Here is a 15938-nt window from a genome sequence, read left to right as displayed (position 1 = left end):
GTGTATTCCATGGCTCACGTAGTAAAGTCGGATGAAACAAGCTACTCGAAGGAAAGGTTTCTGGGGGATATTCAAAGCTGTGTCGCCCAATTGAAGGGCAGTCAAATCACTGAAGAGGACAGGGTTATCGTCACAGTCGAGAACTCCTATGAATTTTTGATCGCCTTTTTCGCCCTGGTTGAAATAGGCTGTTCCATTGCTTTGGTTGATTGTATGGCGGATGCGCGGGAAATCAATGAAATTGCCCTGGATTCTGAGAGTCGATTATGCATTTCTGACCGTCCTTTGCTGCTGTCCGATCCGATCAGGACGTTACTGGTTTCGGAAATCGTGAGAGACGGGGGGAGGAATTCAGCCAGGGAACTGTCATTTTCAGCGTGGTCATCTAGAGAAGATGCCCTCATTCTTTATACGTCGGGTTCGACCGGTAAGCCTAAGGGGATTGTGAAGTCCGGCCATTCTTTTCTCTCCAACCTGGAGGAAAGCATGGAAATCATGCAATACAAAAGCGAGGATGTGCTGTTGCCCCTCATCCCGTTTACACATTTTTACGGATTGTCGATCGTTTTCATCTGGTGGCTTACGGGGTGCGACATGGTTTTATGCAATTACAAGAACATCCGCACCATTCTGAAAGCAGTTACGGAAAAAGGGGCCACCGTTGTAGACGGCATTCCTTCTACCTATTATATGTTGACCCAAATGTGCAAAAAGCGGGAAAAGGTGTGCGTAAAAGTAAGGGACTCCGCGGTCCGCATGTGGTGTGTGGGCGGAGCACCGTTATCCAAGGAATTGGCCGAAAGCTTTTACGACTTGATAAAACAGCCGTTGTTGGACGGGTATGGCTTGTCCGAAGTCGGCAATGTCGCTCTAAACACGGGGGATTTTCGGGAAGGCTGCGGAAAACCGCTTCCCAGTGTGAAGCTCAAAGTGGTGGACAATCAGGGTAATGAGCTTCCAGCCGGAGAAACAGGCGAAATCTATGTCAGCAGTCCGGGTGTCATGAAAGGGTACCTTCATTTGACTGAAAAGACTGAAGAAGTGCTGGCCGATGGGTGGTTCAAAACCAATGACTTGGGGTATCTGGATGAACACGGAAATCTGCATGTTCTGGGGAGAAAGGGAAACGAAATTGTCCGCAAAGGCTATGTCATCTACCCGGCGCATATCGAGAACAGGCTGGAGAATGAATTGAAGCTCCGGGTGAGAGTCGTATCTCTTCAGGATGAGAAAAAGGGCGCATATATGATCCTTTTCGTTGAAACCAGGCAAACATTTACGCAGCCGATCGAGCAAGCGATCAATGAGGCGCTTGGGTCTATTTTAAAGCCGGACAAAATATTGTTTTTGCCCACTTTTCCTTATCGTCCTAATGGAAAGGTTGATTTTGTGGCATTGCAAAATCAGGCGGTTCACTGGAAGAACGCGAGAGAGGAGGAAGGGAAGTGCATGGTACAACAGTAGACCTGGAGCTGTCTATCCCGTTAAGCCAGCGCAGAGAAGCGATAACCCGCTGCATTCACTTCATCGAGACAAATCCGGAAATGCTCAGAGAGATCTTGACGGAAATCTCGACATACCAGACGGCGGAACTGGAGATTCAAGCATCATTGCGGGCTTTGAAAAATGCCTTCAACGAGGTGCACAACAATCGGCCTCCCCTCGTCAATCGAATGTCCGTGTTTATGCCTTCAAATGTCATTCTGTATTCGTACGTCTTGTATCTGCTGATTCCCTCGCTGTATATCAATCATATTGAATTTCGCAGTTCTACTTCGGTGCTTCCTCAAGTAAGGAAACTTCACCATTTGCTGCAAAGCATACACCAGCTGCCGCTGAGCTTATTGGAACTCTCCCATAAAGAATTCATGAAAGCGTCCGTCTTGCGTGCAGATGTTGTCGTTTTTACCGGTACGTATCAAAATGCGGAAAGCATCAAGTTCCAATTGGCAAAAACACAATTGTTTATCTTTTTTGGACAGGGAATCAATCCGTTTATCATATCCGAAACGGCTGATTTGGAAAAAGCGGTTCACGATCTCATCCAGGCCCGTTTATACAACACGGGACAAGACTGCATGGGACCGGATGTCGTTTATGTTTCAGAAACCATGAAGGATTCGTTTCTGTCTTTGTTGACAGCAAAGCTGGATGCGCTTAAATACGGCAGCAATGCAGACAAGGATTCCGCATACGGTCCCATACACTATACCGGAACGCTGGAAATGGTAGGCCAGCATCTCACCCAATACAGCGAGAAGATTGTGTACGGCGGGAGGATTGATTACCGGGATAAAGTCATTCAGCCGACAGTTCTCTTGAGCACCCTTGCAGATAAGGTAAAAATTGTCGAGTTTTTTTCACCTGTGTTTAATGTAGTCATCTACAGCAAAGAAGAAGATTTAAAACGGATCGTAACTCAGGAGTATTTTGTGGAAAGAGCACTGGGAGCGACCTTCTACGGCAGGTCAGACAGTCCGATCATTGAGATTCTCCGAAAAAAACATACCGTTTCCGTCAATGAAACACTGTTTGATATTGAAAATGGCAACTCTCCCTTCGGCGGCTATGGTCCCATGGCCAACTATGTGTCCTATCGCGGGGAATTGATCATCAAACCCATTTTGATTTCGCAAATCTTACATGAGTATTGGCAACGAGGTGACCAATGAACCAAATCAGTGTATACGAAGCAATCGCGCAGGGACTGCGAGCGTATGGAGTGGAGTTGGTGTTTGGGCTTCCCAATGACGAGCTTCATATTATGAATGCCATCGAGGATTGCGGAATTGAATTTTTGGTTGCCAAGGATCAGCGGAATGCCGTGTTTATGGCGACAGGCTACGCATTAGCCTCGCAAAAAACGGGCGTTTGCATCGTGGGAAAAGGCCCTGCCGTTTCCAACGTGATCACAGGCTTGTTGGAGGCAAACTCCCAAAGCTGCCCGCTGTTGATCATCTCATCAGGCACTTCAACGCGCTCATATGGAAATCAAAAAGCTTTTCAAGAAGCGGACCAAATGGCGTTCGTTTCCCCGCTGGTGAAATGGAGTCATCGCTTGGAGAACAAAGAGGCGATTGGATGGGTTTTGCGAAAAGCGGTATTTATGGCTGCACAAGGAACACCCGGTCCGGTTTACGTCGAAATTCCCGAAGATATTGGCAGCGAGCTGCTTGATGAGGCAAAGCTGAATTTTTTTCCTCTCTCTGTCTCCAGACCGTTGCCAGAACCGTCTGGTATTAGGCTTGCATGTGAAAAGATCATGCTTGCCAAAAAGCCGGTGTTATTGTTGGGCGGAGGATGCAAACGGATCAAAACACGCGGCGTCCTGGAAGCACTCGCCGAACGATTGGGAGCTCTTGTTCTTGTCACGGCTTCAGGCAGAGGCAGTTTTGATGAAGAACATCCACTGTTTTGCGGGCTGGCGGGGCTGTATCTGCACCGGCGTGTCAAAACGCTGTTACACGAGGCGGACCTTGTGATTGCCATGGGCAGCAAGCTGGAGGAAACAGCTGTGTTTGGATGGGAAGAGCAGCTCCAAGCGATGGACATCATTCAAGTGAATCTAAACGAAGAGCATTTTCATCTGGACTATAGCAGCATATACATGGTTGGCGATGTGGAAGCGGTCGCAAATGAGCTCCTCGCACATGTTCGGAAGCAGTCTGCAAACCGTGAATGGCAAATGGGGATAGAGCGCTGCAGGCGAGAGATGTTTTCGGAAAAAGCGGAAAGGCAGCGCGATTCCTCCCGGTTGAGAGTCGCGGATATTCTCGATGAACTGCAAGCACGCCTTCCTCCGAACAGCATCTACGTGCATGAAAACGGCTTGCAGGACATGTGGTCGTATTTCTTTCCGTACCTCGGGCTTGGCAAAGAGCAGAATGCCTTTGTCCCTAGCGAACAGACAAGCCTGGGCTTTGGGGCATGTGCCGCCATCGGGGTAGCCAAAGCCAAGCCGCGGCAGCCTGTCGTTGCATTCGTTGGAGATGGCGCATTTAATCTGTTCCGCAGCGATCTGCCAACAGCGTTAACCTATCGGATTCCGATCATCTATGTGGTATTGAAAAACGGCGGGTACGGCTGGCTTGAATTCCAACATATCAATACGGGACGACAGGGGAAACCCCGATTTTTAAACCAGACCGTGCAGACGATGGACAGCCTTCATCCGAATTTGACGGTAATGCGGCTGCAAAAACGTGAAGAGATCACACATGTTGTCGAGCAAGCTCTGAACGAGTATGAGAAAAAGCAAATCGTCGTGATAGAAGCGGTTGTGTCGATTGATGACGTACCGGATCCCATAAAAAGACTACAGGGGGATTTTCCCGCAAAGGAGCTGGTGTAAATGAAAACAGGAACGTTAACGAAGCCATCCACGGTCAACCAAAGTGGGCTGTCCACTTCGTTTAGCATTCAAGGTTCAGGCTTTTACGTACCAGAAGACATTGTGACAAACGAGATGCTCACCCGAACCTTGGACACGACTGACGAATGGATTCAGGAAAAAACCGGGATTCGCGAGCGCAGGTATTTGCAAAACGATATGGCCACATCTGATATGTGCGTACACGCCAGCTTGGATGCCATATGTGATGCAGGCATTGCGATGGAGGATCTCGATGCGATTGTCCTGTGTACCACGACCCCGGATCAACAGGTTCCTTCTACCGCTCTGATCGTCAAAGAGAAATTAGGTGCGAAAAACGCGATTCCCTTCGATTTAACGCAGGCAGCTTGTGCAGGAGGCATTTACTCCATCCTCTTTGCGTCTCATCTTTTGCAGAATCAGTTCATCAACAATGTGCTGGTTATCGGGGCAGAAGTCCTGTCGCGATACATCGATCCGGCAGACCGGATTACCAAGACGTTTTTTGGGGATGCTGCCGGAGCGATCCTCCTTCAAAAAACAGGCGAAGGCAGCGGATTGCTGGCATGGGATCTGGACTCTTCTTTAAACATGGCAGTCACCTTGCACGGCGGAGGTACTGCACGGATGCCAGAGGGAGCAGACTTGTTTACCAGCCATTTTATCAGGATGAACGGAAGAGAGGTCTGGAAGACGGCCACCCGAAACTTGCCCATCTCTATTCAAAATGCCGTGCAAAAGGCTGGATTGCAAGTATCGGATATCGATCACTTTATCCTGCATCAAGCCAATCTGAATATCATTAAGAAAACGATGCGGGCATTGGACGTGCCGATGGAGAAAACGACCGTAACCATTCAGGAGTATGGAAATACAGGGGCTGCTTCCCTTTTTTCCGCTCTGCATAAATCTTTGGAAGAAAAAGCGATTAAACCGGGGGATTATCTGGTGATATCCGCCATTGGCGCCGGATTTTTATGGGGTTCACTATGTGTAAAATATACAAAAAACCAGTAAAGGAGAATGACTTATGATCAAACAAAAGGTAAGAGAGAAGTTTCTGGAAGCGTATAAATTGAACGTTTCTTGGGAAGATGTGAACGATGATCAGGTATTGTTTGGTCCCGACTCGCCGTATGGCCTTGATTCCATGGACGTTTTGATGTTCATCAATCTGATCAAAAAGGAGTTTGATCTGGACATCGGTGCTGTCAATACAGACACGTTTAAAACGATAAACAGCATTGTGGCGTTTATTGAAAAGCAAAAGGGCATGCAGTTGTCGAAATGATGGCAGAAAGAAGGGGGACCTCCCCCTTTTTTTCATGAATGGTAATAGCTGCCCGGTCAAGCAGGCAAAGCCGTTTCAGATGGAGAACGTTTCTACATGCAAACTATCGTGGAGGAAGTAGGGAATCAATGGGAAAGAAGGTTGAAATCTATTGGCTTCATGTCGATGAAGAGGTACAGCCTGCGGAGCTGAATAGCTGTTTGGAAGTACTGGATCAAGAAGAAAAAGCGGTGTATGAGAGATATCGTGTCGATTTCAAAAAAGTGGAGTTTTTGCTGGGACGGATGTTGCTCAAGCGGATGATCGGACAAAAACTGGGAGTCCTCCCGCAAGAAGTCAGGTTTATCAAGAATGAGTACGGAAAGCTGTTCGTAGACAGCCGCAATGTGGCGGGTAGTATAAAGCGACCGTTGTTTTTTAATTTATCCCATTCCGATCGGATGTTGGTATGCGCCATTTCCGAGATCGAGAAGACGGGAATCGACGTTGAAGCGGCCAAGAAGGATTGCTGTTTTGAAGTAATGCGGAGTGTTTTCCTGCCAAAGGAAATAGCCTATGTGGAGCAGCAAGGTACACCTTCCATGAAGCGAGAAGCATTTTATCAGCTTTGGACGAGAAAGGAAGCAGTGATGAAGGCGCTTGGGAAAGGCTTCTCGCTGCCGCCTCTGTCTTTTTCAGTGCCGCTTGCCCGGGGCAGAGTCGACGAACAGTCGTTTTCCTATTATACATTTGCACCCATGGAAGGGTATATGGTTTCAGCAGTGGTAGAAAGAGAGGAAGAATCGGAAATCCTCTATGCAGTCGAAAGGGTCGCGTTTACAGAATTAAAAGCAAGCATTTTGATGCATATACGACAAACCCCCTCTGAGCTGCGGCAGCGAGGGATAGAGCGTGTCAAATAAAAAATGATTTGTGAAGAAAGGAAAAACTTCGTCAATTTTCGTGTTAAAAAAGAATGATGAACATGATTGAAAATGTAAGCCATATTACATTTGTGGTAAAAGATGTAGAGAAAACAACAGCATTGTATAAAGAATTGTTTGATGCTCAAGAAGTCTATTACAGCGGAGACAAGACACACTCGTTATCACGAGAACGATTTTTCATTATCGGTGGACAGTGGATCGCTGTCATGGAAAATAAAGAAATCGTTAACCGAACCTATCATCATGTGGCGTTCAAAATCAAAGAAGAAGACATTGACTACTATGTCGATAAAATCAAAGCGTTACACCTGGAAATGAAACCTCCTCGCCCAAGGATCAAGGGAGAAGGATCCTCCATCTATTTCTATGATTACGATAACAACCTGTTTGAATTGCACACCGGTACATTGGAGGAACGATTATCCGCTTACAGGGAAGTCGATCACCATGAATAAAAAAAGCTCGGCAAAAAACCGAGCTTTTTCTTTTACATGCCCTCTAGTTTGTCTGCAATCTGAGACTGCCGAATCGGGCAGTCTTTTTCTCAGACGAAGAAGAAGGCGGTGCCGAGGATCACGTAGACGGTCAGGAGGAGAACGCCTTCGTACCAGTTGGTGGCGCCGTCTTTGGTGATCGAAATGGTGATAAAGGTGGCGACGCCGATCGCGGCCAGCTCAAACGGCGTAAACACGATGTCCATGGGCTGCCCCAACAGCAGGCTGATAAGCACCAGCGTCGGCGCCACAAAGAGGGCGATCTGCAGGCTGGAGCCGATGGCGATCTCCACTGCCGCGCCGATCCGCCCCTTTATGGCCAGAAGCAGGGCAGCACTGTGCTCGGCGGCGTTTCCGATGATGGCGATGACGAACGCACCGACAAACAGCTCCGACCACCCCAGCGAATGGGAGACCTGTTCGACGCTGTGGACCAGCCATTCGGAGACGATGGCGACGAAGACCGTGGACAGGGCGAGCATCAGGATGGAGACGCCTTTGGACCACACCGCTTCGCTCTCGTGCGGCTCGATGTCGGACAGGAATTCCCGGTGGGTCACCATGGAGAAGATCAGCCACAGCACATAGGCAAGGATCAGGACCACGGCGATCACAATGCTGAGCTTGCCGATCTCTGCAGGCGGGAGCTGCTGCATGAACACGGCGGGAATGAACAGGGCGACGATCGCCAGCATCATCAGCGAGCCGTTGTGGCCGGCCAGCTTGCTGTTGAACGTCTGTTCCTTGAATTTCAATCCGCCCAACAGCACGCTCAGCCCCAGCACCAGCAGCATGTTCCCGATAATGGCGCCGGTGATGGAGGCCTTGACCATGTCAAACAGCCCTTCCTTGACCAGGAAAAAGGCGATGATCAGCTCGGCTGCGTTGCCGAACGTGGCGTTGAGAAAACCGCCGATGCGGTCGCCGGCGTAATGGGCGACGCTCTCCGTCGATTTCCCCAGCCAGGCGGCAAGAAAAATGATGGCCAACGAGGCGGTCGCAAAGCGTAAAATCTCGTTGTCCGTAAAGTAGTGGGCGTACGCTGCCAACAGGAAGCTGCCCCCGACGAGGGAAAAGAACAGTCGCAGATTCATACGTTCACCTCAAAACAGATTTTACATTATGTACCACCATGATGTCGCGTACTCTAGTTTACCCGAATCGGATGCTCCAGTCACGAGAAAATCGAACCAGACGGGACGGGTATAGCCTGGCCTCATTGGCGGAAACTAACGGGTGAATCATCGTCTGAGGAGGTATCAGCATGGCAAAACCGTATCTGTGTCCCACATGCAAGTCGAACCGGATGAGGTTCACAGTCATTGAACAAACGCCCCGCTACTTTCGGCTCGACCCGCAGTCCGGCGACGTTGTGGCGGAGCTGTCGCCCGACGAACTGGACGTGTTTCACCAGCCGTACAAGGGGGAGCGCTTCCTGGTCCAATGCGGCGTGTGCGGCACGACGGAACAGGAGGAACGCTTTGTCAAAATGGCGGAGCACATGCAGGGACAGCGGCCGTAATGGACGGCGGGCAGACAGACAAACAGGCACGGAATATGACCGTGCCTGTTTTGCTTCCGGTTACCGGCAGAAAATATGTTTGCCGATTTTCTTGATCTGCGGCCGACTCCAGATCCAGGCGGACGTGGCCGTGTCCGGGTTGAAGTAATAGATGGCGCCCCCGGAAGGGTCCCAGCCTTTCAACGCATCCTGAACAGCCTTTCTCGCCGTTTCGTTCGGCGTCAGCCAGATCTGGCCGTCCGCCACAGCCGTAAAGGCGCGCGGTTCAAAAATGACGCCGGCCGGCGTGTTGGGAAAGGACGGGTGACGCGTGCGATTCAGGATGACGGCCGCCACCGCCACCTGTCCGACGTACGGTTCGCCGCGGGCCTCGCCGTAGACGGCGTTGGCCATCAGACGGATGTCGTTCTCCGAGATGCCGTGGGCGTGGTAGGTGGGCGCTTTCGGCTTGGACGGTGCCTTGGCCGTCTGGGGCACACCCAGTTCTTCCGCGGTGGGACGCCAGTTTTTCGTCGCGTTGTACAATTTCAGCTTTGTCTTGGGCCCCAGCACCCCGTCTACTTTCAGGCCAAATTCGTACTGGAAGTTGCGCAGGGCCCAATACGTACGCCAACTGAACACCCCGTCCACTTTGCCGGTGTAAAACCCCAGGAATTTCAGCCGTCCCTGCATCTCACGAACGTCCTTGCCCTGAGTCCCTACTTTGACGATCTGATTGCTAAACGCGTCGGAGCGCTTCGGAGAGACGAGCGCTGCCGAGGTGATGAGCAGCGCGATTGCCAGCACGGCCACCAGCCATTTGACAGGCTGTTTCATGATTCATCCTCCTTTTGATTCGCCTGATCCTGCCTACTAGGCTCTCCAATTTGGGACAGGTTTGGATAGTAAAATGATGGAAAAAGCGGCATACTACGTTCAGACGCGAAAGGGGAGGATACAGGATGCAAGTCGCTCAATACATCACCGAACAACTGGCCGCGTGGGGCGTCACCCGGATTTACGGCGTCGCCGGCGACGCGATTCTGCCCTGGCTGGACGCGCTGGGCAAGCAGCGGCAGATCCGCTATGTGGCCTGCCGCCACGAATCGGCCGCCGCCTTGATGGCGTCCGCGGAAGCAAAACTGACGGGGAAACCGGCTGTCTGCACGGCCACCAGCGGGCCGGGCACCATTCAGCTCTTGAACGGTTTGGCGGATGCCCAGACGGATCGGGCTCCGGTCGTGGCCATTACCGGACAGGTGGAGACGTACCGGCTGGGGGGAGAGTACAAGCAGTACGTGCCCCAGGAAGACGTGATCCGCCCAATCAGCCGGTACACGACGACGGTCGCCCATCCCGAAGCGATCGGCGCGGTGCTGCAGCGAGCGTTCGTCACGGCCGCGTCGCAGCAGGGCGTCGCCCATCTGGCGGTGTGCAAGGATGTCTTTTCCCGCACGACCGGCTGCCCGCTGATCCCCGCGCTGCCGCGGCAGGCGTCCGGCCTGCGGGCGGACAGAGGAGATGTGGAGCAGGCGGCCGAGTGGATGGGCCGCGCGAAAAAGCCGCTCATGCTGCTGGGGGTTGGCGCGCGCGGCGTCGCGGACGCGTGCCGGCGGCTGGCGGAGCAGGCGGGAGCGGGCGTGCTGGTCTCGCTGGGGGCCAAAGGCGTCGTAGAGGAATCCCATCCGCTGATGCTGGGCGGTCTGGGCGAAGGAGGGAGCAGAGCCGGACTGGACGCGCTGGCCGCAGCCGACCTGCTGGTGATTCTCGGTGCGAGCTGGTTCCCGCAGGCGTTTATCCCGGCCGGCGTGCCGGTCGTGCAGGTAGACCGGCTGCCGGAGGCGATCCACTTCCATCCCGACCTGTTTTCGGTGACGGCCAATCTGGAAGAGGTCCTGCCGCTCTGGATGCGCCGGCTGGAGAACAAGCGTCCCGACCCCGACTGGCTGGCCCGGGTGGAGCGGTGGCACGCCGCCTTTTGGCAGGAGACCGAACAGGCCGTCGCCGCCGGGCCCGACCAGCCGGTCACGCCGGAGGCGCTCATGCATGCGCTGTCCCGGGCCGTGGACGACGATGCCGTCATCACCCTGGACACCGGCGAACACACCATCTGGTTCAACCGCGCGTTTCGCGCCGTCCGTCAGCGTCCGCTTTTTTCCGGCAAGTGGCGGACAATGGGGTACGGCCTTCCCGCGGCGATTGCGGCCAAACTGAACCAGCCGGAGCGGCAGGTGGTCTGCGTGACGGGAGACGGCGGCCTGCAGATGTGCCTGTCCGAACTGATGACGGCCGTGGAGCAGAAGACAGCGTTTCCGCTGATTGTCGTCAACAACGGAACGCTGGGGCTGGAGGAATGGAAGATGACGCAAGCCGGCCTCGTCCCGTTCGGCACCCGCCTGCAAAACCCCGACTTCGTCCAGTGGGCCAGGGCCTGCGGCGTACCGGCACGATCCGTTCGGAGCAGGGGCGAACTGGCGTCCGCGCTGACCGAGGCGTGCGCGTCCGACCGTCTGACGCTTCTCGACGTGCACTGCACGCTTCCGACACTGACCGAGCGAAAACGAGAAATCCCCTTTCAAGCCCAAGCTTCCTCTGTTTATAATGAAAGAAAAATCTGAAAACCGAGCGCGGCCGCAGCCCTGGTGACGGAGAGAGGAAGGAGGGGGCGCCATGGAAGAAAGGCGCGGCGAAATCCGCGTGGCGGATCAAGTGGTGGCGGTGATTGCCGGAACGGCGGCTGGGGAGGTATCCGGCATCTCCGTGCACTCCGGCGGGCTGTACCAGGACCTGGCGAAACGAATCAGCGGCGGCACAAAAGGCATTACCGTGTCGCTTGCGGACGGAAGCATCCGGATCGAGATACGGGTGTCGGTCAAATACGGACTGCCGATCCATCACGTCTGCCGCCAGCTCCAGGAAAAAGTGAAGGAGATCGTCGAATCGCTGACCGGTTTGTTCGTGGAGGCCGTCCATGTCCACGTCGACGCGATCGATCTCACGTAAAAAACGACCTGTCGGCACACAGGTCGTTTTTCCATTGGTTCGCCGTTTCCCTGAAGCATCAGGCTGAGTACGGCTGCTTTTGCAGTTGTTCGGCAATTTTTTGCCGGCTTACCTCCCGCGAGACGCTGAGCAGGATGCCCGTCGACACCAGGCTGACCAGGAGCGACGAGCCGCCGTAGCTGATGAACGGCAGGGTGACACCGGTCAGCGGAATCAGCCCGATGACGCCGCCGATGTTGATCAACGCCTGCAGCCCGATCATGCTGACGATGCCAATCCCGACCAGGCTGGCAAAGGTGTCTTTGACCCGCAGGCAGATGTGAAGACCGCGCAGGAGGAACAGCAGGTAGACCAAGAGAAAGAGGGTGGCGCCGATAAAGCCCAGCTCTTCGGTGATGATCGCGAAGATAAAATCGGTATGGGCTTCCGGCAGGTACAGGTATTTCTGGATGCTTTTCCCAAATCCGGTACCGGAGAACCCGCCGTGCGCGATGGCAATCCATGACTGGATGACTTGCAGGCCGCTGCCGCGAGGATCCTGCCACGGGTCCAAAAAGGAGGTGATCCGCTCCCAGGCGTGTTCCTTCGCGAGGATGTAGCTGATCAGGGCCAGCGACGTCACCGGAAATCCGATCAAAAACAGTTGGCCGATCCGTGCTCCGCCGCTGATCATGATGATGACGGCCGTCCCCAGCACGATCGCGGCCGACCCCAGGTCCGGCTGGGCCATGATCAGGACGAAAAACACCCCGGTCACCACGAGAGGCGGCATCAAGCCCGTTTTCAACCGGCGAATGCCCTCTCCCTTTTTGGTGACGATCGCCGCCAGGTAGAGGATCAGACCCAGCTTGGCAAACTCCACCGGCTGAATCGTGGAGGAACCGATTCTGAACCAGGAACGGGCCCCGTTGTTGTAGTAGCCGATCCCGGGGATCAATACCAGCAGGAGGGCGAACAGGCTGACCAGCGCAATCAAGAGAAAGTTGCGCTTGTAAAAGGAAAAGGGGATGTTCATGGCGATGAGCATGCCAATGGTACCCACCACCAGCCACAGTGCCTGCCTTTTGACAAAGTACAGCTCGTCTCCATTGCAATACGTGCAGCCTTTTCCCATGAAGCTGGTCAGGGCGAAGATGGAGCTGGCGCTCAAGACCATCGTGATGCCGAATCCAACCAGCAGGGCGGTCAAAAGCAGCAGCAGGAAATCGGGGACGCCCCGTGTCTTCATAACGAAAACCCCCCTTGACGTGAAACAGAGAGGGGGTGCCTCTCTGTAGTCGTGTGCGCTCTTTTCAATTGGGCAGGAGCCGCATCAATAGGCGGACAGCTTCTCGTTCAGGACCTGCAGTTTCCGTTTGGCCGTCTGCACGACGGAATCCGGAATCGGGGAATCGTAATCCAGGCCGTGCGGGAACAGGTGCTTGCCCATGTACGGTTCTTCCAGCTTCAGCACGGCATGAGGATCTTCCAGTTTGCCTTCGGTCACGTTGGCTTCGATGCGCAGGTAATACACGTTGCCTTTATCGAGGATTTTGTAATCGTATGTAGCGTGGCGGTAATCCCAGGCGCCGCGGTTAAATCCGAGATCTTTCATGTAATGATCCAGATCGGTGAGCATGACTTCCTTGCCGCCGATTCCCGTATCCTTGATAACCATCGATTTTCCTCCTACAATTGGTAAGTTGTTCACTCCCTTATGATAGTCTGTTTTTGGATACAGCGCAATGGATAAGTCGTGCCTCAAGAATGATGACCCTGTTCCCATTATATGGTATAATCGGGTAACACAATAGGTGGGCTCCTCAAGGGTGGTCGGTTCATCCCCGATATCGGAAAGGGGGTGATACCATGACAGTATTCGAAGCACTAAGTCTAATGTTGGCGTTTGGGACTTTAGTCTTAATGCTGTCGTCTAGTAAAAAGAAGTAGACCTCCCTTGAGCTGAACAGCCAGGGGGTCTACACCCAGGAATGCAGAGCCGCCCCCCTTTTGGGGAACGTCTATTGTACTTTCGACCGTAGGGTGTTGCCCCACCCGGCGGTCTTTTTTTGCGCCCGTCCACGGCAAAAAGCCTGGGGGGCCGAACGTGAGATTGATGCCGTCTTTTGACAGCATCATGTTTCCATCTTATCACAATTCACTGGGTCATCTCCAGATGGAAATCACTCCGCTTGTCCCATTTTGTGCATGAAACGGAAGAGGGCCGGACACACTACAAACGTTACCAGCGACAAGGAGGAGAAGAAGATGGCAAAAGTGGAAAACCGCACGCTGCGCGAAATCATGACGAAAGACGTGGCGACTGTTACGCTTAAAGATAACGTCTACGAAGTGGCATGCAAAATGCGCGACTGGAATGTCGGCGTCATCCCCGTAGTGGATGAAAAGCAGGATGTGATCGGCGTCATCACCGACCGCGACATCGTCATTCGCGGGTTGGCCGAGAAGCGGGAAGGATCGGCTGCCGTGGAACAGGTGATGACCCGCGACATCATCCTGGGCCGGCCGGATATGACGGTGGACGAAGCGGCCAAAATCATGGCCCAGCATCAGATTCGCCGTCTGCCGGTGGTGGAGAACGGCAAGCTGGTGGGGATTGTTGCGCTGGGTGACATGGCGGTCCGCCAGGCGCACCACGATGAAGCCAGCGAAGCGCTGTACGAAATCTCCGAACAGGCGCCCCGCCACTGAGCGGCTGCCGGCGGATCGCGCAGCACGTCGCAGGGCACATGATACACCGCCATGTAACGGCGGCAGGAGGACGTTTGTCCTGGGAACGGAAAGGCTGTCGGCGAGCGACCGGCAGCCTTTCCTTTTTATATGGATAGGCGGGAGCAGCCGTCCCGCTCGCCCGGCACGGTCCAATAACACTGCGGTCCTTTCCGCGGTCCTTTACCCGTCGCGGGACAGGGGCTGTACATTCACGCAGCGTCAAGGTTTACAATGGGGAGAGAATCGGAAAAAGGGGAGAACAGCGGCACATGCATATCAAGGAGATGGCCCGCCGCCTGCAAATCACGCCGCGGGCGATCCGTTTTTACGAAGAAAAGGGACTGGTCACGCCGAAAAAGGCGGACGGTTCCGGATACCGGCAGTTTACGGAGGAGGACGTGTGGCGCCTGCAAACCGTCATCACCCTGCGCGAGGTGGGCATGTCCATCGAAGACATCCGCCAACTGCTGCGGCAGTTGGACGAAGGGGAGGGCGGCCTCCTGCACTACCTGGAGCTGCAGCTTTCCTTCGTGTACGACCGCTGGGTGGAGCTGAGCAAGGTGATCCACACCACGGAGGCGATGATTGAGCGGGTGAAGCGGGATGGAGAAAGCGATCCCGCCTCCCTGTTTGAACTGGCGGAAGCCAGCAAACGGCTCCGCCTGGCGCGAAGCAACTGGGTGGACCGGTGGAATTTCAACCAGTTGGCGGCCGACTACGACCAAATGGTCACGGAATCGCGGGAAGGGTTTAACCCACACGAACGATATGAACAAGTGCTCGACGCCTTGGTCGAGAAGGTCGCCCCCCAGCCGGGCGAAACCGGTCTTGACGCTGGAACGGGCACGGGGAATCTGGCCCGGCGGTTGAGGGAACGGGGAGCGACGATTTGCGCGTTCGACCAGTCGCCTGAGATGTTGAAGCGATGCAGGCAAAAAAATCCAGGGGTGGAGGCCAAGCTCGGCACGTTTTTCGCGTTCCCGTTTTTGGACAGCCGCTTTGACTTCGTCGCCACCAGCTATGCGCTGCACCATTTGACCGACGAGCAGAAGGTGCTGGCGCTGGCGGAGTGCCGGCGCGTACTGAAACCGGCGGGGCGGTTGGCGATTGCCGATCTCATGTTCACGGACGCCGACCATCGCGCGCAGCACCTGGAGGCACTGCGGCAGTCCGGCCAGACGGATGCCATCGAACGGATCGAGTACGAGTACTACGCCGACCGCTCGCGGCTGCTGGCCGCGCTGGAGGAACTGGGATTTCAGCCGGAAGCGGAACAGTTGACGACCTATGTTCACCTCGTTTTCGCCCGATTGGCGTAAGCGGCCCCCTGTCCCTGCCACTTTTGGGCTCATCCAGCCACTGACACCCGTCTAGTCAGTTGCATAGGCTGTAGCGAGAAGGAAAGGGGGACTCCACCATGGGTTTTCTGGATGGTTTTTTTGACCGGGAGAACGATGATTTCTTGTGGATTATCATCGTCGTGGTGATCTTGCTGTTTTTGTTCAGCGACCGGGATTGAACATCCTCGACAAAACGACCTGCCTGCTGGGTCGTTTTTGTGTTTTCCCTCCCGGCCGCCTTCATCCCGGTTGACCTCTTCGGGCCGATCGGCTACGCTGGTAAACAGCGCAGCGAGAAA

At 54.2% G+C, this 15938-nt stretch carries 17 protein-coding genes; 13 read left to right on the top strand and 4 right to left on the bottom strand.

Annotated elements, in window-relative coordinates; all coding sequences use genetic code 11:
• Nucleotides 1–9 precede the first annotated feature (9 nt).
• The 7 genes from A6764_RS14050 to fosX all read left to right on the top strand — a co-directional run bounded on the left by A6764_RS14050 (nt 10) and on the right by fosX (nt 7044).
• On the top strand, nt 10–1464 hold the full coding sequence (locus tag A6764_RS14050; protein WP_029099402.1) for a class I adenylate-forming enzyme family protein: 1455 nt from the start codon (nt 10–12) through the stop codon (nt 1462–1464).
• Nucleotides 1446–2672 (top strand): aldehyde dehydrogenase family protein, encoded by a 1227-nt coding sequence (locus A6764_RS14045; RefSeq protein WP_051188211.1) that lies wholly within the window; start codon nt 1446–1448, stop codon nt 2670–2672. Before A6764_RS14050 ends, A6764_RS14045 begins: the two co-directional genes overlap by 19 nt.
• A complete protein-coding gene (locus tag A6764_RS14040; protein WP_065066193.1) occupies nt 2669–4351 on the top strand; it encodes a thiamine pyrophosphate-binding protein in 1683 nt (560 codons plus the stop codon). The genes A6764_RS14045 and A6764_RS14040 overlap by 4 nt, the downstream gene beginning before the upstream one ends.
• Nucleotides 4352–5389, top strand: coding sequence for a 3-oxoacyl-ACP synthase III family protein (locus A6764_RS14035; RefSeq protein WP_029099405.1), 1038 nt, complete (start codon nt 4352–4354; stop codon nt 5387–5389).
• Between the two features lie 13 nt (nt 5390–5402).
• A complete protein-coding gene (locus A6764_RS14030) occupies nt 5403–5663 on the top strand; it encodes an acyl carrier protein (protein ID WP_029099406.1) in 261 nt (86 codons plus the stop codon).
• A 128-nt stretch (nt 5664–5791) separates the two neighbouring features.
• Nucleotides 5792–6565 carry a 4'-phosphopantetheinyl transferase family protein gene (locus tag A6764_RS14025; RefSeq protein WP_065066194.1) on the top strand — a complete coding sequence of 258 codons (774 nt, stop codon included), beginning with the start codon at nt 5792–5794 and terminating at the stop codon, nt 6563–6565.
• 62 nt (nt 6566–6627) lie between these two features.
• A complete protein-coding gene (fosX, locus tag A6764_RS14020) occupies nt 6628–7044 on the top strand; it encodes a FosX/FosE/FosI family fosfomycin resistance hydrolase (protein ID WP_065066197.1) in 417 nt (138 codons plus the stop codon).
• Between the two features lie 89 nt (nt 7045–7133).
• Here the strand turns inward: fosX and cax are convergent, their stop codons facing one another.
• Nucleotides 7134–8177, bottom strand: coding sequence for a calcium/proton exchanger (cax, locus tag A6764_RS14015; protein ID WP_065066195.1), 1044 nt, complete (start codon nt 8175–8177; stop codon nt 7134–7136).
• A 170-nt stretch (nt 8178–8347) separates the two neighbouring features.
• Between cax and A6764_RS14010 the strand changes: the two genes are divergently transcribed.
• The gene (locus A6764_RS14010; RefSeq protein ID WP_044900230.1) at nt 8348–8605 is read left to right on the top strand and encodes a hypothetical protein; all 258 of its coding nucleotides are present in this window, start codon (nt 8348–8350) and stop codon (nt 8603–8605) included.
• A gap of 60 nt (nt 8606–8665) precedes the next feature.
• Here A6764_RS14010 and sleB read toward each other — a convergent pair whose 3' ends face one another.
• Nucleotides 8666–9421 (bottom strand): spore cortex-lytic enzyme, encoded by a 756-nt coding sequence (sleB, locus tag A6764_RS14005; protein ID WP_044900231.1) that lies wholly within the window; start codon nt 9419–9421, stop codon nt 8666–8668.
• Between the two features lie 125 nt (nt 9422–9546).
• Between sleB and A6764_RS14000 the strand changes: the two genes are divergently transcribed.
• Nucleotides 9547–11202, top strand: coding sequence for a thiamine pyrophosphate-binding protein (locus A6764_RS14000; RefSeq protein WP_264622261.1), 1656 nt, complete (start codon nt 9547–9549; stop codon nt 11200–11202).
• Between the two features lie 52 nt (nt 11203–11254).
• Nucleotides 11255–11587: an Asp23/Gls24 family envelope stress response protein gene (locus tag A6764_RS13995; RefSeq protein WP_029099413.1), complete on the top strand. Its 333-nt coding sequence runs from the start codon at nt 11255–11257 to the stop codon at nt 11585–11587.
• Between the two features lie 58 nt (nt 11588–11645).
• Here the strand turns inward: A6764_RS13995 and ftsW are convergent, their stop codons facing one another.
• On the bottom strand, nt 11646–12815 hold the full coding sequence (gene ftsW, locus A6764_RS13990; protein WP_035297993.1) for a putative lipid II flippase FtsW: 1170 nt from the start codon (nt 12813–12815) through the stop codon (nt 11646–11648).
• Between the two features lie 84 nt (nt 12816–12899).
• Nucleotides 12900–13244 (bottom strand): YugN family protein, encoded by a 345-nt coding sequence (locus A6764_RS13985; protein ID WP_029099415.1) that lies wholly within the window; start codon nt 13242–13244, stop codon nt 12900–12902.
• Nucleotides 13245–13435: 191 nt separating this feature from the next.
• On the opposite strand from A6764_RS13985, the gene A6764_RS22430 reads away from it, so the two are divergent.
• From A6764_RS22430 to A6764_RS13975, 3 genes are all read left to right on the top strand, one after another.
• Nucleotides 13436–13516 (top strand): putative holin-like toxin, encoded by an 81-nt coding sequence (locus tag A6764_RS22430; RefSeq protein WP_171565708.1) that lies wholly within the window; start codon nt 13436–13438, stop codon nt 13514–13516.
• Between the two features lie 318 nt (nt 13517–13834).
• Entirely contained in the window at nt 13835–14278 is a 444-nt protein-coding gene (locus tag A6764_RS13980; RefSeq protein ID WP_029099416.1) for a CBS domain-containing protein, read from the top strand.
• A 290-nt stretch (nt 14279–14568) separates the two neighbouring features.
• A complete protein-coding gene (locus A6764_RS13975; protein WP_044900235.1) occupies nt 14569–15618 on the top strand; it encodes a methyltransferase domain-containing protein in 1050 nt (349 codons plus the stop codon).
• Nucleotides 15619–15938: the final 320 nt, after the last annotated feature.

The organism is Brevibacillus sp. WF146, assembly GCF_001673705.2.
In the GTDB taxonomy this organism is placed as follows: domain Bacteria; phylum Bacillota; class Bacilli; order Brevibacillales; family Brevibacillaceae; genus Brevibacillus; species Brevibacillus thermoruber.
The sequence above is the reverse complement of the archived record's forward strand: the minus strand, read 5'-3'. Positions and strand labels throughout refer to the sequence as shown.